General features: G+C 39.3%; 15 protein-coding genes. 14 read left to right on the forward strand and 1 reads right to left on the reverse strand.

What is annotated here, in order from left to right; all coding sequences use genetic code 11:
- The first annotated feature begins 29 nt into the window (after nt 1-29).
- From ACZ47N_RS09370 to ACZ47N_RS09410, 9 genes are all read left to right on the forward strand, one after another.
- On the forward strand, nt 30-845 hold the full coding sequence (locus ACZ47N_RS09370) for an aminotransferase class IV (protein WP_464886290.1): 816 nt from the start codon (nt 30-32) through the stop codon (nt 843-845).
- A gap of 25 nt (nt 846-870) precedes the next feature.
- Complete coding sequence (locus ACZ47N_RS09375; RefSeq protein WP_464886291.1) at nt 871-1608, forward strand: hypothetical protein; 738 nt, start codon at nt 871-873, stop codon at nt 1606-1608.
- A 34-nt stretch (nt 1609-1642) separates the two neighbouring features.
- Nucleotides 1643-2209 carry a GTP cyclohydrolase I FolE gene (gene folE / locus ACZ47N_RS09380; RefSeq protein ID WP_464886292.1) on the forward strand — a complete coding sequence of 189 codons (567 nt, stop codon included), beginning with the start codon at nt 1643-1645 and terminating at the stop codon, nt 2207-2209.
- Nucleotides 2210-2337: 128 nt separating this feature from the next.
- The gene (gene folP, locus ACZ47N_RS09385; protein ID WP_464888431.1) at nt 2338-3150 is read left to right on the forward strand and encodes a dihydropteroate synthase; all 813 of its coding nucleotides are present in this window, start codon (nt 2338-2340) and stop codon (nt 3148-3150) included.
- Nucleotide 3151: 1 nt separating this feature from the next.
- Complete coding sequence (folB, locus tag ACZ47N_RS09390) at nt 3152-3517, forward strand: dihydroneopterin aldolase (RefSeq protein ID WP_464886293.1); 366 nt, start codon at nt 3152-3154, stop codon at nt 3515-3517.
- Nucleotides 3510-3986, forward strand: a complete 477-nt coding sequence (gene folK / locus ACZ47N_RS09395; protein WP_464886294.1) for a 2-amino-4-hydroxy-6-hydroxymethyldihydropteridine diphosphokinase — start codon at nt 3510-3512, stop codon at nt 3984-3986. The genes folB and folK overlap by 8 nt, the downstream gene beginning before the upstream one ends.
- 78 nt (nt 3987-4064) lie before the next feature.
- The gene (gene citC / locus ACZ47N_RS09400) at nt 4065-5105 is read left to right on the forward strand and encodes a [citrate (pro-3S)-lyase] ligase (protein WP_464888432.1); all 1041 of its coding nucleotides are present in this window, start codon (nt 4065-4067) and stop codon (nt 5103-5105) included.
- A gap of 38 nt (nt 5106-5143) precedes the next feature.
- The gene (gene citX, locus ACZ47N_RS09405; protein WP_464886295.1) at nt 5144-5653 is read left to right on the forward strand and encodes a citrate lyase holo-[acyl-carrier protein] synthase; all 510 of its coding nucleotides are present in this window, start codon (nt 5144-5146) and stop codon (nt 5651-5653) included.
- Entirely contained in the window at nt 5646-6566 is a 921-nt protein-coding gene (locus tag ACZ47N_RS09410; protein ID WP_464886296.1) for a triphosphoribosyl-dephospho-CoA synthase, read from the forward strand. The genes citX and ACZ47N_RS09410 overlap by 8 nt, the downstream gene beginning before the upstream one ends.
- 3 nt (nt 6567-6569) lie before the next feature.
- Here ACZ47N_RS09410 and ACZ47N_RS09415 read toward each other — a convergent pair whose 3' ends face one another.
- The gene (locus ACZ47N_RS09415; RefSeq protein WP_464886297.1) at nt 6570-8186 is read right to left on the reverse strand and encodes a methyl-accepting chemotaxis protein; all 1617 of its coding nucleotides are present in this window, start codon (nt 8184-8186) and stop codon (nt 6570-6572) included.
- 301 nt (nt 8187-8487) lie between these two features.
- On the opposite strand from ACZ47N_RS09415, the gene ACZ47N_RS09420 reads away from it, so the two are divergent.
- The 5 genes from ACZ47N_RS09420 (at nt 8488) to ACZ47N_RS09440 (ending at nt 15037) form a co-directional block, all read left to right on the forward strand.
- Nucleotides 8488-9150, forward strand: a complete 663-nt coding sequence (locus ACZ47N_RS09420) for a GntR family transcriptional regulator (RefSeq protein ID WP_464886298.1) — start codon at nt 8488-8490, stop codon at nt 9148-9150.
- A gap of 251 nt (nt 9151-9401) precedes the next feature.
- On the forward strand, nt 9402-10448 hold the full coding sequence (locus ACZ47N_RS09425) for a tripartite tricarboxylate transporter substrate binding protein (protein WP_464886299.1): 1047 nt from the start codon (nt 9402-9404) through the stop codon (nt 10446-10448).
- Between the two features lie 135 nt (nt 10449-10583).
- Nucleotides 10584-11084, forward strand: a complete 501-nt coding sequence (locus ACZ47N_RS09430) for a tripartite tricarboxylate transporter TctB family protein (protein WP_464886300.1) — start codon at nt 10584-10586, stop codon at nt 11082-11084.
- A gap of 51 nt (nt 11085-11135) precedes the next feature.
- Complete coding sequence (locus ACZ47N_RS09435) at nt 11136-12641, forward strand: tripartite tricarboxylate transporter permease (RefSeq protein WP_464886301.1); 1506 nt, start codon at nt 11136-11138, stop codon at nt 12639-12641.
- Nucleotides 12642-12718: 77 nt separating this feature from the next.
- Nucleotides 12719-15037: a hydratase gene (locus ACZ47N_RS09440; RefSeq protein WP_464886302.1), complete on the forward strand. Its 2319-nt coding sequence runs from the start codon at nt 12719-12721 to the stop codon at nt 15035-15037.
- Nucleotides 15038-15091: the final 54 nt, after the last annotated feature.

Genomic DNA, 15091 nt, shown 5'->3' on the forward strand with positions numbered 1-15091 from the left:
GCCTAGGCTATTGAGAGAAAGGAACCAGTATGTTTGTATATAATTCAACGTTGTTTTTAGAAGAAAAAATACCCATGGATATTCATTCGCCGTCCTTAGGATATGGGTTATCGTTGTTTGAAACCATCAAACTAAAAGAGGGAAAGCCTGAATTTTTAGCAGCTCATATTCAACGGATTAACGGTTCCTTAAAGGTTTTGGGGTCGGAAAAGTGTTTAGAAATACTTCGTGTAAAAAAGGATATCCACCAACTTACAGAAGCTTTTGCTGTGAAGGAAGGTGCCATTAAACTGATGGTAATGGATTTAGGGGAAGGCGATCATGTGTTATTGACCTACAGCCCAAGGGTTTATCAGCCATGGGTTTATGAGAAAGGATTTTCCTTAAGATTTGCAAAGTCTATTAATGATGAACAAAATGTATTAACCTACCATAAAACCAGTAATTATGGAAACAAGATTATTGAACTACGTCTAGGGAAACAAGATTTATACGATGAAGTTCTATTTCTCAACTCCCAAGGATGCATCACAGAAGGTGCCACTACCAATGTATTTTTGGTGAAAGAAGACAAAGTGTATACACCTTCTCAAGAATCAGGGTTGCTTTGTGGCATTATGCGACAGGCGGTCATAGAACTGCTGAGAGACATGGGAAAAGAAGTAGTGGTAGGGACCATGGAAAAAGATTTTTATCTGGGTTGTAAAGAAGTGTTTGTGACCAATTCCTTGATGTGGGCCATGCCAGTTCGACAGATTGAAAATACCAGATACGATATAAGGGAAAACCATACGGCCTCCCAAATGAATAAACAGTTACGCGGGAAGCTGCAAAATAGCCTTTAGAAGCTGGAAAGAGAGGGTATAAGGGATGCTTACAATAGCCGAAATCGTCATAGAAAGACTGAAAAAAGAGCATCCAGAAAGTGTAATTGGAAGCCTTGGAAAAAAATCCAAAGAAGCCTTGGAAAAAAGAAACCCTGTGGTAAGAGATCTAGACCTGCTCGTTATGGATTCCAAATACGCTGTTTTTCACAGGGAAGTGTTTCAAGAAGAAGGATTGGAATTTGATATTTCCTATATTTCAGAAGAACTCCTTCGGGACCAACTTCAGGTGAAATCAAGGATTTGGGTAGATGCTATCAAAGGATTTTCGACACTTTATACGGGTGATCCAGCCCTTTCTCTTGGGATAACTGATTTGAAGAAGCAGGTCAAGAAAATGGAAGCAGAGAATCCCAAGGGAATCCTCCATCAAACATCTGATGCAGAAATTAGATTTATTCGATTTGATTTAAGTCAAAAGTTGAAAGACCTTTTTCATCAAAAAGAAGATAAAGTGCAATTTAATTATTTGAAAAACAGCTATGTAATAGCCTTGATAGAAAACTATTTCCAATTATGGCATCGGATGATTCCCAAAAGGAAAAAGCAGTTAAAGCAGTTGAGTGGTGAAGAGCCAGAACTGTATCAGATGATTCAAGATTTTTATGAGGCAGATTCGGAACAAGCCTATGAAGTTCTAGAAAAAATGACAGAATATGTATTGAAACATGTAGGCGGAGGGTTACAGACATTTGAAAAAGATGTCTATCCGATCGATCGGTAAGGATGGAATGTATCTGGGAGAGGGGTAGGGATAAATGGATAAAAAAAGAATAGAAAATGCCGTAAGAGAGATTCTACACGCCATAGGAGAAGATCCAGATCGAGAAGGTTTAGTGGGAACACCAGATCGGATCGCTCGAATGTATGAAGAAATTTTTTCTGGTCTAAAGGAAGAGCCACAAAAACATTTGGAAGTATATTTTCAGGATGAAAAACATGAAGAGTTAGTAATCGTCAAAGACATTGCCTTTCACTCTGTTTGTGAACACCACTTGGTACCTTTTTTTGGTGTAGCTCATGTAGGGTATATTCCTAAAAATGGAAAACTTACTGGTCTAAGCAAACTGGCAAGAGTCGTGGACACTATTGCCAAAAGACCACAGCTTCAAGAGCGGTTGACGTCCACTATTGCAGACACCATTCAAGAGAAGCTGGAGCCTTATGGTGTGATCGTAGTAGTAGAAGCAGAGCATATGTGTATGACAATGAGAGGGGTTAAGAAGCCAGGATCAAAAACCGTAACCTCAGCTGTGAGAGGCATCTTTAAAAATGATGCAAAATCCAGGGCGGAAGCCATCACATTGATTGAATTTGGACGATAAAGAAACAAGAACAGATGAAGGGTGAGATGGCCAATATGATAGAAAAAAAGAAAAAAAAGGAAAAGATAGAGCCATTAGAACTGCTCCAGCAGATAAACGAAAAAAACCTACAGAAGTCAGGGTTTCAGATGGATCTACGAGGATATTCCTTGCCCATAGGACAACGAACCTTGATGATGGGAATTTTAAATGTAACCCCAGATTCCTTTTCGGATGGAGGATTGTTTACCAATCTGGAAGAAGCCCTGCTTCATGCAAAAAAAATGGTTGCAGAAGGAGCAGATATCATCGATATAGGGGGAGAGTCTACCAGACCAGGAGCTGAAAAAGTGGGAGAGGAAGAAGAACTTCGGAGAGTGATGCCGATGGTAAAGGCTTTGGTAGAAGCATTGGATGTCCCGATATCCGTAGATACCTATAAATCACAAGTGGCAAAAGTCGCATTAGAAGCTGGAGCTCATATGATCAATGACGTGTGGGGACTTCAACAAGATGATCAAATGGCATCTGTGATAGCATCCTTTGGTGTACCAGTATGTATGATGCATAATCAGGAGGGGACCGTATACACAGAAGACATGGTAGATGCCATGAAAAAGTTTTTCGAAAAATCCATTGCCATGGCCCAACAAGCTGGGATCAAAGATAAAAACATTGTATTGGATCCAGGCATTGGATTTGGAAAAACACCAGAACAAAACATTCATCTCATGAGTAGGTTATGGGAATTTCAAGAGTTTGGGTATCCGATTTTACTGGGAACTTCCAGAAAATCTATGATTGGAAAAATCTTAGAGGTTGAGCCAGAAGAAAGGATAGAAGGCACCTTGGCTACCAATGTAATGGGAGTTTATCAAGGGGTTGATATCATAAGAGTTCACGATATCAAGGAAAATCTAAGAGGCATTAAGGTAGCGGATGCCATTCTAAGAGGGGTTTAATATGGATAAAATTTTGATGCACCACCTTCAGTTTTACGGGTATCATGGCGTATTGGAAGAAGAAAAACGCTTAGGGCAAAAATTTATAGTAGATGTAGAATTATTCCTAGACTTAAAAGTGGCTGGCACTACAGACGATGTAAAAGATACTGTGAGTTACGCCGATGTGTATGCCGATGTTAAAAACCTGGTAGAAAACCAGCAGTTTCATTTGATCGAAGCCCTGGCTGAAACAATTGGAGACAGCATTCTGAAGCAATATCAAAGCCTTAGGAAAGTAATGGTGCGGGTAAAAAAGCCAGAAGCCCCCGTAAGAGGAATTTATGATTATTTTGGAGTCGAAATAGAAAGGGCAAGACATGAATAATGTTTACTTGAGTTTAGGCAGTAATATGGGAGATCGGAAAAGGTATTTAGAAGAAGCCGTTGATAGAATTCAAATCCATCCAAAAACCGTGAGCTGTCGCAAATCCTCCCTTTATGAAACCGATCCAGTAGGGTATGTAGATCAGGATGCTTTTCTCAATATGGTGGTGGAACTAACAACTAAGTTAGAGCCTTACGAGTTATTGGCATTTTGTCATGAAATAGAAGCAACCCTTAAAAGAAAGCGTATGATTCGATGGGGACCACGTACCATAGACGTGGATATCCTACTATTCAATGATCTCACCAGCAAGGAAGAGGCATTAACCATACCCCATCCTCGAATGAAAGAACGTGGATTTGTTATTGTACCCTTATATGAATTGAATCCAAGGCTTATGATTGATGGGGAGGAAATTAAAACCCTTTACCACCGTCTTTCTTCAGAAAGCATTCGCAAGATTCCTTAATAAAATAAAATGTTTATGCCGACTAAAAAACTATTGGAATAAGTGGATATACTTTCATAGGGGGAGGGAGTGAAGAAAATGAATATGGCTTCTGGATTTTCCTTAAGGGAAATGAACACAGACAGAGAAAAGAAAATTGTTTCATCTTTTCTGATGGAGCAAGGATTAGCCTTGGAAAAAGATGTAGAATATACAGTAGGTGTATTTAAAGCTACAGAAATCATAGCCACGGGGTCTTTAAGCAGGAATGTGTTGAAGTCTCTGGCAGTTAAACCAGATTATCAAGGAGAAGGAATAACCAATACAATAGTCACACAACTGATTAATGAAGCGTATCAGCTTGGAGAAACACATCTTTTTATATATACAAAACCAGAAAATCGTCGAATGTTTGAAGACTTGGGGTTCTATACCATAACGGAAGTGAAGGATCATGTATGTTTACTGGAAAACAAGAGGAATGGGATAAAGAACTATGTGAAAGAATTGCAACATAAAAAGGTAAACGGAAATGTTATAGGATCCATAGTGATGAACTGTAATCCCTTTACCTTAGGGCATCAATATTTAATTGAACAGGCAGCAAAGGAATGTGATGTGCTTCATCTATTTATTGTATGGGAAGATCGTTCTAGCTTTCCAGCAGAAACCAGGTATGAATTGGTAAAAGCTGGTGTAAAACATCTTGAAAATGTTCAATTGCATAAAGGCGATCACTATGTCATTTCAGCAGCTACCTTTCCTAGCTATTTTTTAAAGGGAGAAAAAGTAATACGCTCACATACCTTACTAGACCTGAAAATTTTCACCGAATTTATTGTGCCAGCATTGAATATACAGCGAAGATATGTAGGAGAAGAACCATATTGTCCTGTAACGAAAATGTATAACGAAACGATGCAGCAGGTTTTACCAGAGGCTGGTGTCGAGTTAAAAGTATTTGAAAGAAAGAAAAAAGATGACTTCTGTATTAGTGCATCCTTAGTACGGAAAGAATTAGCAGCAGGTAATCTAGCTACCATACGACAACTTGTACCAGAAAGTACCTATCAGTATTTACGAAGGAAGGAAGGACAAGAAATAATTGAAGCCCTCAAAACTAGAAATAGCCGACATTAGAACATACTGTAAAAATCAGATTAATGGAGTGAAGGAAGATGGATCACCTAAGGACAAGAGTATTAGAGGCAAAAGAAGAACGGAGTACTTTTCAAAAAGAACTGATAGCTCGACACCAATTACCGATTATTTCCTTGACACTTAATCTACCAGGAGGTTTTGAACTTTACAGGGACTGGAAAAGTGTATTTGAAATGGCGATCAATGCCATAGAGAGTACATACAATCATCGTATTATGGATAGGCATAATAGAGTGGGAAAATGGGGGCCAGAGGCTTTTTGGGCTATTAAAGAATCAGCAATCCAAGTGAAAGAAAAAGCCATTGAACTGGAAAACAAGCATCCAATGGGAAGGATCTTTGATATCGACGTGCTAGAGGAATCCGGAAGAGTACTTTCCCGTAAGGATTTGTTGATGGAAGGACGAGACTGTATGGTGTGCCATGATTCCGCCTTGTTTTGTTACCGGGAAAAAACACATAGTTATGATGATGTGAAAAAGAGCGTTGAAAAAATAATCTCTAAAGGATTGGTAGCTAATGAATGAAACGCAGTGGAAACTATCCAAAGAAGCCTTAACCATTGGACAGGCCATGACAGCCGGTGTGCTTTTAGAAGTGTCTTGTGAACCATCACCAGGCCTGGTAAGTCCAAATTCTATGGGAGCCCATAAGGATATGAATATGCTTAGTTTTCTTTTAAGCAGTGCGGCCATAGCCCCCTATTTTTCTATTTTTGCACAAAAGGGTTTGGACTGTACAATGGAAGAAAAGCTACTCCAAGATCTACGGCCGCTAGGAATAGAAGCAGAAAAAGAATTTCTTTCCTTTACGGGTCAGGTGAATACCCAAAGAGGAATTTTGTTTCTTGGGGGAATCGTAGCTGCTGCAGCTGGTCTTGCGACTAATTTAGGAGAAAAATCAATGGAACATATATGCGATAACGTGGCTTTGATATGCAAAGGAATTATCAACAAAGAACTAAGCCCTATGGATGCAGAAACAGTGAAAACAAATGGTGAAAATTTATACTTAAAACATGGATTAACCGGTATTAGAGGTGAAGTAGAGCGGGGGCTTCCTTCCATAAAGAAAATCGGATATCCTATTTTCCGAGATAGTGTGAATAGTGGAATGGGAGTTAATGATGCCATGGTACATACGTTGCTACACTTGTTTTCTCATGTGGAAGATACTACGGTTGTTTCTCGAGTTGGTCTAGAGGGACTTCAAAAATGCCGTAAGGCATCGGTGGATGTCCTTGCAAAAGGTGGGATGAAAAATCATGAAGGTCGCCGCGCTGTCTTAGAACTGAATACTTATTTTAGGAACCAAAACATCAGTCCTGGTGGATGTGCGGATTTATTGGCCGCAACGGTAGCTATTTATCTGATGGAAGGACGCTTCTTAAAGCTGGAAAGCATCATTGGTGGATCCCAGCTAAAAGAAACAATCCGATAAAAACTAAACCTTAAACTTAGCTAATTCATTATTAAGCTTGATGGAAATAGCGTTTAACGCTTCGGCTTCAGACGCAATTTCATCTACGGCAGATGCCTGTTGATGCATGGATGCATTGACTTCTTCAGAAGTAGCCGCCGCTTCTTCAGATACAGCGGATATACTCGTCATGGTATTTACAATTTCAGATACAACAAGTGCCAAATCATCAGAGGATCCTTTAATGCTTTGAATTCCATGGGTAATGCCTATGATGGATTCGGATATTTGGTTAAACGATTCCTCCATATGTCCTACAGCATCCTTTTGCTCAGTAGAAATTTTCCTAGCTATTTTCATGGTTTCAACCGTTTGACCACTTCCATGGATAATAGCAGTCGTAATCCCGCGAATTTGATCTACAGCTTCACTGGAATCCTCTGCAAGTTTACGGATCTCTTCTGCAACCACAGCAAATCCCTTCCCTTGTTCTCCAGCCCTAGCAGCTTCTATAGAAGCATTTAAAGCTAATAAGTTTGTTTGAACAGCAATGGAACTGATGGAGTCAAGAATACTGCCAATAGATTGTGAATCATTGTCAAGTTCAGATATTGCTTGTTCAACACCTTCGTTTGTATTCTCTGCTAATTCAGACTTTTCCTTTAGGTGTTTGATTGCCATACGACCACGCTCTTCCTCACCTACTATTTTTTCAGAAAATAGATTCATTTCAGAAGCCTTATCATCCATTTTTTTAAAAAACTCAGACAGTTTTGAGACGGTTCGAGAAGCATACTCTGTATCTGTAGCTTGAGCACAGGCACCTTCAGCAATTTCATCAATGGCTTTAGATACTTCTTCCACCGTTGCGCTTGCCTTCTGTGTGGATGTAGCTAGTGTTTCCGCTGATCCCTTAGCATCTGCAGATACCTGCATTATATTCCGCAGCAAACCATTTAATACTTGTATCGTTCCTAAAACAATGTTCTGCTTTTCCTCCGAAGCTGGGCTTATCTCTATTAAATCAATGGTTGCGGCTACAATGCCATGAAACCTACCATTATTTTCATAAGGTGCTGCAACAATAATAGCAAGTCTATTTTCTCGCTTAGAGAAGGTGCATTTTGATATTTGGATGTTTCCAGTATTTTTTGCTTCTTTAAAATAGGAACGATCCCCATTAAATAATAATTTTTTGGGATCTGTTACAGCCGAATTAAAGAGTTGCTGCCCATTTTCGTCGGTTATAAAAATTCGCTTAATTCCTTTATGGTTACGAATAAAGCCTTCGTAGTCGTAAGCTTCTTTTAGGTGCATGGTTTTTGCAGATGAAATCCTGGAAGCAATTTGATTCACTTTCTGTGAGTAAGAGAGGATAACTGATTTTGTTTCTTCGCCAAGTTCGGAGGATACGACTAAGTTTCCCCCAGCAACATCAGTAAGATAACTCAAAACTTGGTCGTCATTGCGTATGAATCTGGTGGAGATAAAAAAATAAACCCCCATAATCAACCAGCAATAGACACCATAGAATAAAAGAGTTTTATTGTAGGGTAGTGCAATAAGTGGGACCGAAAAAAGTAAAAAAACAAGAACGATCTTTAAGGGTATAGCACTTGAAGACAGTCGCTTTTTTAACATGGATAGGACCTCCTAAATAATAAGCTAGTGAAATTTATTTTCTGGAACAGAAACATGGAAAAGATAAAAGCATTGACAAAAGAGAAAAGGATTTCTTGCATACAGTATACAGAATTCATTATAAAATATAAAAAAATAAATAGCAACGATGAACTTCAACCATAAATTTTTGTTTATTTTGAAATTTTGTTGACAAGCCATCACCCAAAGAAGTATACTGTATACAATAAACAAGAAATCGTTTGCAGAGGTTCTAAGGAACAATGTTAATAGATTATCATTCTAAATAGAGGTGTTAATAATGAGTGCAGCAATTAAAGTGGAGAACATACAGTCCATAAGTGATATGGTCTATAGCAATTTAAGAGACATGATTTTTAGTCAAGACCTTAAGAATGGCGATAGATTGATAGAGAGTAATATTGCTGAAGAAATGAATGTCAGCAGAACGCCGGTAAGAGAAGCAATAAAAAAATTAGAAGCAGAAGGATTACTGGAGTATAAACCTCGAAGAGGGGCTATTGTAAAAGGAATCAGTAAAGAAGATATCATTGAAGTTTACTCTATCCGAAAAGCCATTGAAGTCTTGGCGGTGGAATACTCCGTAGACAATATTACCTTAGAGGAATTAGATAACCTTAGAGAATTATCCAAAAGATCTAAAAAACACGCGGAAGCAGGAGAAACAGAGTTGTTTAATAAAGTGCTGAAACAATTTAATCAACAATTGATAGCAACCAGTAGAAAGCCAAGGTTGATACGACTTATAGATATACATTTAGATTACTTAGAAAGATTCCGATTAGCCAATAGAGGTCAAATCAACAGAAGAAAAGAAGCCATTGAAGAGCACGATGAAATCATAGAAGCAATCTCCAAAAAAGACAAAGAAGAAGCACGGAATGCAGTGATCAGTCATTTAAATAATGCTCAGAAAGCCTATTTAGACGTGGTTTTAGAATAAATAAGTGTAAGTGTAAGTGGATGGCCAAGAGCCATCAACTTTGCCTTAGATTGTATACAGTATACTGAACGGAAATTGGAAAACGTTTCACCCTGCTATTGGACATGTCAACTATGAGAAACAAAAAAATGAAATAAACCCAAAAAACTCTTTGCAAGGTAATTGCAAGACAGGAAGAGGAGGGGATGAAAAGCCAATAAAAAGCCAGGTATTAGATCAACGAATTAATAAAAAGAATGAGGAGGGTTACAATGTTTAAAACAAAAAAGTGGAGTATGATAACGATTCTAGTGGCTATTTTGATGGTGAGTATGATGTTAGCAGGTTGTGGTGGTTCTCAAGAAGAAGCAGCACAAGAAGCTAATGGACAGGAAACTGCCGGAGGAGACGGTTACCCAAGTAGAAATATTGAATTAGCGGTACCATTTTCTGCTGGTGGCGGAACGGATTTGGCGGCCAGGGTAGTTGCGCCATATTTAGCGGATGAAATAGGAGTTAACGTCTTAGTTGAAAACAGAGAGGGCGCTGGAACGCAAATTGGAATTACTCACTTATTGCAGTCGGGAGATGGAGATGATGGTTATTCGCTTCTTTTTGCCACCCAACCCCATGCCAGCAATACCATTATTGGTCAGGGAGCCGAATACTCCATCGAGGAAATCCATTGGTTAAACTTCCATCATATTGACCCAGTAGCGGTTAATGTTGCGGAAGATGCTCCATGGGATGACTTGGGAGAATTAATTGAGTATATCGCAGAAAACCCAGGTGAAGTTTCTATCGGTGTTGCCCAAATGGGTGGTGGCCATATATTCATGGAGTACCTTATTGATAAACTGGGAATTGAGCCAATTATGGTACCCTATGATGGTGGAGGAGATGTTAGAACGGCTTTTCTGGGAGGACATGTTGATGTTGCCTTTACCAACGTGGCTCCAAGCGCGCAGCTCATTGATCAGTCAAAATCTTTAGGTGTTGGTTGGAATGAAAGAAGTTCTATCTGGCCAGATGCACCAAGCTTTGATGAAATCTTTGATGACGAGGAAATTATTGAAACAGCCATGGGACTAGCATCTTGCAGAGGAATTGCCGTTACAACAGTATTTAAAGAGACTTATCCAGAGCGATATGAAATGTTGCTAGCAGCTTACGAGGCAGCTTTCAATCATGACGATCATATTCAGGAAATGGTAGACAATGGTCAAATGCCTATTTCTCAGTGGATTGGACCAGAAGAAGCTAATAGAATTGCGGCATCAACCCATCAAACACTGTCACAATTTGAACATCTATATTAAACAAGCAATCAAAAATGACTGAATAAATAATCCCCCTTTATTGATTGAAGAACGTCACCTTAGAAAAAACAATTAGAAGTTATCAATTGTGCTGGTGACGTTCTTCAACAGTTTAATGGGAAAAAGGAGGCAAAAATGAAAATAGGGAAGTATTATATCTATATTAAGTCCAAAGGAGAACTACTTCTTCCTGGTATCATGCTGATTTTTTCGTTTATGTATCTGCGTGAAGTCATGAGGTTAATGGGTACTGACTCAATGCTGTTAGTTCGTTTTGTCATAACTGCTGTCATAGGGCTTTCACTGTATATGATGATAAAAGAGATTAAAATTACCAGTCAAGAAAAACCAGCAGTTAAAGGAAAGACTAATTTCAAAGAACTCCTATCAAAAAAAGAAAACAAAAATATTATCATCTTTGTGATCATGACAGCCATCGCCGTGAGCGTTATTATGACATTGGGGTATGTGATTACATTTGGAGGCTATTTAATCATTATGATGTACCTACTGGGAATAAGAGATTATAAGCTATTAGTCGGCGTGCCTGTCGGACTTATTTTGTTTCTTTTCCTTCTTTTTCAACTATGGTTAAGGGTACCACTGCCAAAGGGAATTTTAAGAGGGATCATGTAATATCTAATCGTATAAGGATGAAGAAACTGAAATTAGAGGAGGGTCTAGGGTATGATTGAATGGTCAGCTTTTTTAGGTGGGGCATCCCAACTTATGAGCTTTGAAATTGCTCTTATTATAACTTTTGGAGTTTTTTTTGGCATTATTGCGGGAGCGATTCCAGGGTTTTCCTCAGCGATGGCGATTGCAATATTGTTGCCAGTTACATACACGATGGATGCCTTAACAGCAATGGTTTTTCTGGCATCTAATTACGCAGGGTCAACGTATGGCGGTTCTATCGCTGCAATTTTGTTGAATGCACCAGGAACACCTGGGGCAGTAGCAACAGCCTTTGATGGATATGAAATGACAAAACAGGGGAAATCCAGTGAAGCCCTAGGTTTAGCTATTGGATCATCCGTAGTGGGAGGAGTTATAAGCTATGCATTGCTATTAGTGGCAATGTATCCTATTGCAGGATTTGCGATTCGATTTGGAGCACCCGAAATGTTCTTGTTAGCCGTTTTAGGCTTAACCATTATTGCTAGTATGAAACAAGGAAGTTTTACAAAAGCAGTTTTAGCAGGGCTCTTTGGAGTTTTGATATCCGCCGTAGGGATTGCACCAACCGGAGCAGTGAGAGCCACATTTGGATTTACAAACCTATTGGATGGGGTATCACAGATGCCTGCCATTATTGGTTTTTTAGCGTTTACTGAACTCTTTAGTATGATTAATAAAGAATATGTTACTAGTGGGTCTGAAAAAGTTGAGAGAAGCTACAGAGAAATGCTTCTTGGAACGGTGAAATGCTTGAAATCACCCATCAACCTCCTTCGTTCAAGTGGAATTGGTACGTTTATTGGGGCTGTACCAGCGGCAGGGGCCACTATCGCCAGCTTCATAAGCTATAACCAGGCCAAACTGTCTTCTAAGGATCCAGATAGCTTTGGAAAAGGCAATCCAGACGGAGTCATTGCGGCAGAATCATCTAACAATGCCTCTACAGGTGGTGCGATGATTACCATGTTAGCATTAGGGATTCCTGGTGGGGGCACAACCGCTATGATGTTAGGTGCTTTAATGCTTCACGGCCTTCAACCAGGCCCAAGATTATTTATGAATCAGATGGACTTCGTATATGCAATTATCATTGCACTGTTTTTGAGCCAGATCGTTATGTATATTGGTGGAATATTTTTTTCTTATACATTAACAGGGGTACTTAATATTTCAACAAAAATACTAACGCCCTCCATTGCAATTCTTTGTATCGTGGGTTCCTTTGCATTATCCAATAGTATCTTCGATGCTCGCATTATGTTTGTATTTGGATTTTTAGGATGGATGATGAAAAAATATGATTATCCAGCCATTGCCGTAGTACTGGGAATCGTCCTTGGACCCATGGCGGATGCACATTTTATTAGAACCGCAATTCGTTATGGTGGTGATTATACCGTATTTTTTACCCGTCCTATAAGTTTGGCATTACTTATTAGCATTGTAGTGCTTTCGATAGCTCCATTTATAATGAAAAAAATAAGAGAAAGCAAAGATCCAAAATTTGAATAAATCCACAGAAAACAATGATTAAGGAATGAAGCCAAGAGTAGGAAAGTAAACGCATGTTGTCCTAGGGAGGAGCTCAAATGGTAAAAAAGTATAGTCAAGGGGTTTACTTGGTAAAATCCATGGATATTGTGGAAAAAGATGAAAATGCACCTCAAAGACTCCGACAATTCATAGGAGATGAGGTCACAGAAGCCATAGCAAAAAGAGAGACCATGACCTACAGCATTCTTGAATCACATAATACCTCAGAAGATATGGTAAACTTAAAATTGAAATTTGACTCTATCACCTCTCATGACATTACTTATGTTGGCATCATTCAGACTGCACGAGCAAGTGGGATGAAGAATTTTCCCTTACCATATGTCTTAACAAACTGTCACAATTCCCTATGTGCTGTGGGTGGTACCATCAATGAAGACGATCATAAATTTGCCTTGTCTGCTGCTCAAAAATATGGTGGCATTTATGTTCCCACGAATCTGGCAGTTATCCACTCCTATAACCGTGAAATGATGGCAGGATGTGGGAAAATGATTTTAGGTTCTGATAGCCATACTCGATATGGAGCACTTGGTACCTTAGGAGTAGGAGAAGGTGGAGGTGAACTGGCTAAGCAGCTAGTGGAAAAAACCTATGATATGACGTATCCTGGCGTTATTGCTATATATCTTGAAGGAAAGCCTAAGCCAGGCGTTGGTCCACAAGACGTTGCATTAACAATCATAGGTGCTGTTTATGCCGATGGGTTTGTTAAAAATAAAGTAATGGAGTTTGTAGGACCAGGACTTAAAAACCTCTCTGTGGAATATCGAAATGGAATAGATGTTATGACAACAGAAACAACTTGTTGGAGTTCCCTATGGTGTACAGATCATCACGTTAAAGAGTACCTGATGATCCATGGGCGATCAGAGGAGTATAAAAAAATGGAGCCAGGACCAGTGGCTTATTACGACGGCATGGTATATATTAATCTGGATAAAATTGAACCAATGATTGCCTTACCCTTTCATCCAAGCAATACCTATACCATTAGGGAATTGCAAGACAATGCGGCTGATATTTTAAACAAGGTAGAAAAAGAAGGTCTGGAACTTTTTGATGTTCCCAATCTAACCATCGACCTTACATCTAAATTGCGTGGCAAAGAAATTTACGTAGACCAGGGAATAGTCGCAGGCTGTTCTGGAGGTACTTTTGATAATATTGTAGAAGTGGCAGACATTATGGATGGCAAGTCTACTGGAGATTCTACCTTTTCCATGAGCGTTTACCCAGGAAGTCAGCCAGCTTATATAGAATTGGTGAGAAATGGCTCCATTGCTAAAATTATGGGTGCAGGTGGTTTGGTTCGAGAAGCCTTTTGTGGCCCTTGCTTTGGAGCAGGAGATACCCCTGCCAATCATGAGTTGTCCATAAGGCATACAACTAGAAACTTCCCAAATCGAGAAGGCTCCAAGCCAATGGATGGACAGATCTCCTATGTCGCCTTAATGGATGCACGATCCATTGCAGCAACAGCCATTAACAAAGGCAAGCTAACTTCAGCAACAGATATAGACGTCGAATACTCAAAGCCATTCTACTTTTTTGATAGAAATATTTACGATAAACGGGTATATGATGGTACTGGTAAACCAAAGGAAGAAATAGAGCTAGTCTTCGGACCCAACATTAAGAACTGGCCGGAAATGCCAGAACTGACAGAAGATTTACTATTAAAAGTGGTGACCTATATTAAAGATCCTGTTACAACCACGGACGAATTAATACCGTCAGGTGAAACATCCTCCTATCGATCTAATCCAATTAAATTGGCTGAGTTTACTTTGAGCAGAAAAGACCCTGAATATGTCTCGAAAGCCAAAGAAATCCAACAACTTGAACGTATGAGAGAAAACGGTGAAGATCCAGCAACCGAGAGGCAGGATGTAAAAATCATTTACGATAAAATTAGCGAAATAAATAAAAATAGAGTGGATACTCTATCCTCCATAGGCATAGGGAGTGCTGTATTTGCCATTAGCCCTGGAGATGGTTCGGCTCGGGAGCAAGCGGCATCCTGCCAAAAGATATTAGGAACCTGGGCGAATTTTGCAAATCAATATGCAACGAAACGCTATCGCTCAAATTTGATTAATTGGGGTGTTCTGCCCTTTCAGTTAGAAGGGGAACCAACCTTTGAAAAAGGGGATTATATCTATATTCCCCAAATAAGACAAGCGGTTCTTATGGGTACTTCAGATATTCAGGCCTATGCCATAGGAGAGAAGGTTAAGGGGTTTAACGTAAACCTAGGCCATTTATCAACGGAGGAAAAGGAAATAATTCTTGCAGGATGTCTGATCAATTATTACAGAAAAGCAAACCCCTGCGTCTCTCCCAAAAAGTAAAGAGACGTAGACAAATAGCATTAATAGAGAGGAACCCACATATAGGAGAAAGAT

Source organism: Tindallia texcoconensis (genome assembly GCF_055383815.1).

Excerpts from the sequence above, each read along its gene's own strand:
- ACZ47N_RS09370 (WP_464886290.1), top strand. The coding sequence starts at position 30 with ATGTTTGTATATAATTCAACGTTGTTTTTAGAAGAAAAAATACCCATG.
- ACZ47N_RS09375 (WP_464886291.1), top strand. The coding sequence starts at position 871 with ATGCTTACAATAGCCGAAATCGTCATAGAAAGACTGAAAAAAGAGCAT.
- folE (WP_464886292.1), top strand. The coding sequence starts at position 1,643 with ATGGATAAAAAAAGAATAGAAAATGCCGTAAGAGAGATTCTACACGCC.
- folP (WP_464888431.1), top strand. The coding sequence starts at position 2,338 with ATGGATCTACGAGGATATTCCTTGCCCATAGGACAACGAACCTTGATG.
- folB (WP_464886293.1), top strand. The coding sequence starts at position 3,152 with ATGGATAAAATTTTGATGCACCACCTTCAGTTTTACGGGTATCATGGC.
- folK (WP_464886294.1), top strand. The coding sequence starts at position 3,510 with ATGAATAATGTTTACTTGAGTTTAGGCAGTAATATGGGAGATCGGAAA.
- citC (WP_464888432.1), top strand. The coding sequence starts at position 4,065 with ATGAATATGGCTTCTGGATTTTCCTTAAGGGAAATGAACACAGACAGA.
- citX (WP_464886295.1), top strand. The coding sequence starts at position 5,144 with ATGGATCACCTAAGGACAAGAGTATTAGAGGCAAAAGAAGAACGGAGT.
- ACZ47N_RS09410 (WP_464886296.1), top strand. The coding sequence starts at position 5,646 with ATGAATGAAACGCAGTGGAAACTATCCAAAGAAGCCTTAACCATTGGA.
- ACZ47N_RS09415 (WP_464886297.1), bottom strand. The coding sequence starts at position 8,186 with ATGTTAAAAAAGCGACTGTCTTCAAGTGCTATACCCTTAAAGATCGTT.
- ACZ47N_RS09420 (WP_464886298.1), top strand. The coding sequence starts at position 8,488 with ATGAGTGCAGCAATTAAAGTGGAGAACATACAGTCCATAAGTGATATG.
- ACZ47N_RS09425 (WP_464886299.1), top strand. The coding sequence starts at position 9,402 with ATGTTTAAAACAAAAAAGTGGAGTATGATAACGATTCTAGTGGCTATT.
- ACZ47N_RS09430 (WP_464886300.1), top strand. The coding sequence starts at position 10,584 with ATGAAAATAGGGAAGTATTATATCTATATTAAGTCCAAAGGAGAACTA.
- ACZ47N_RS09435 (WP_464886301.1), top strand. The coding sequence starts at position 11,136 with ATGATTGAATGGTCAGCTTTTTTAGGTGGGGCATCCCAACTTATGAGC.
- ACZ47N_RS09440 (WP_464886302.1), top strand. The coding sequence starts at position 12,719 with ATGGTAAAAAAGTATAGTCAAGGGGTTTACTTGGTAAAATCCATGGAT.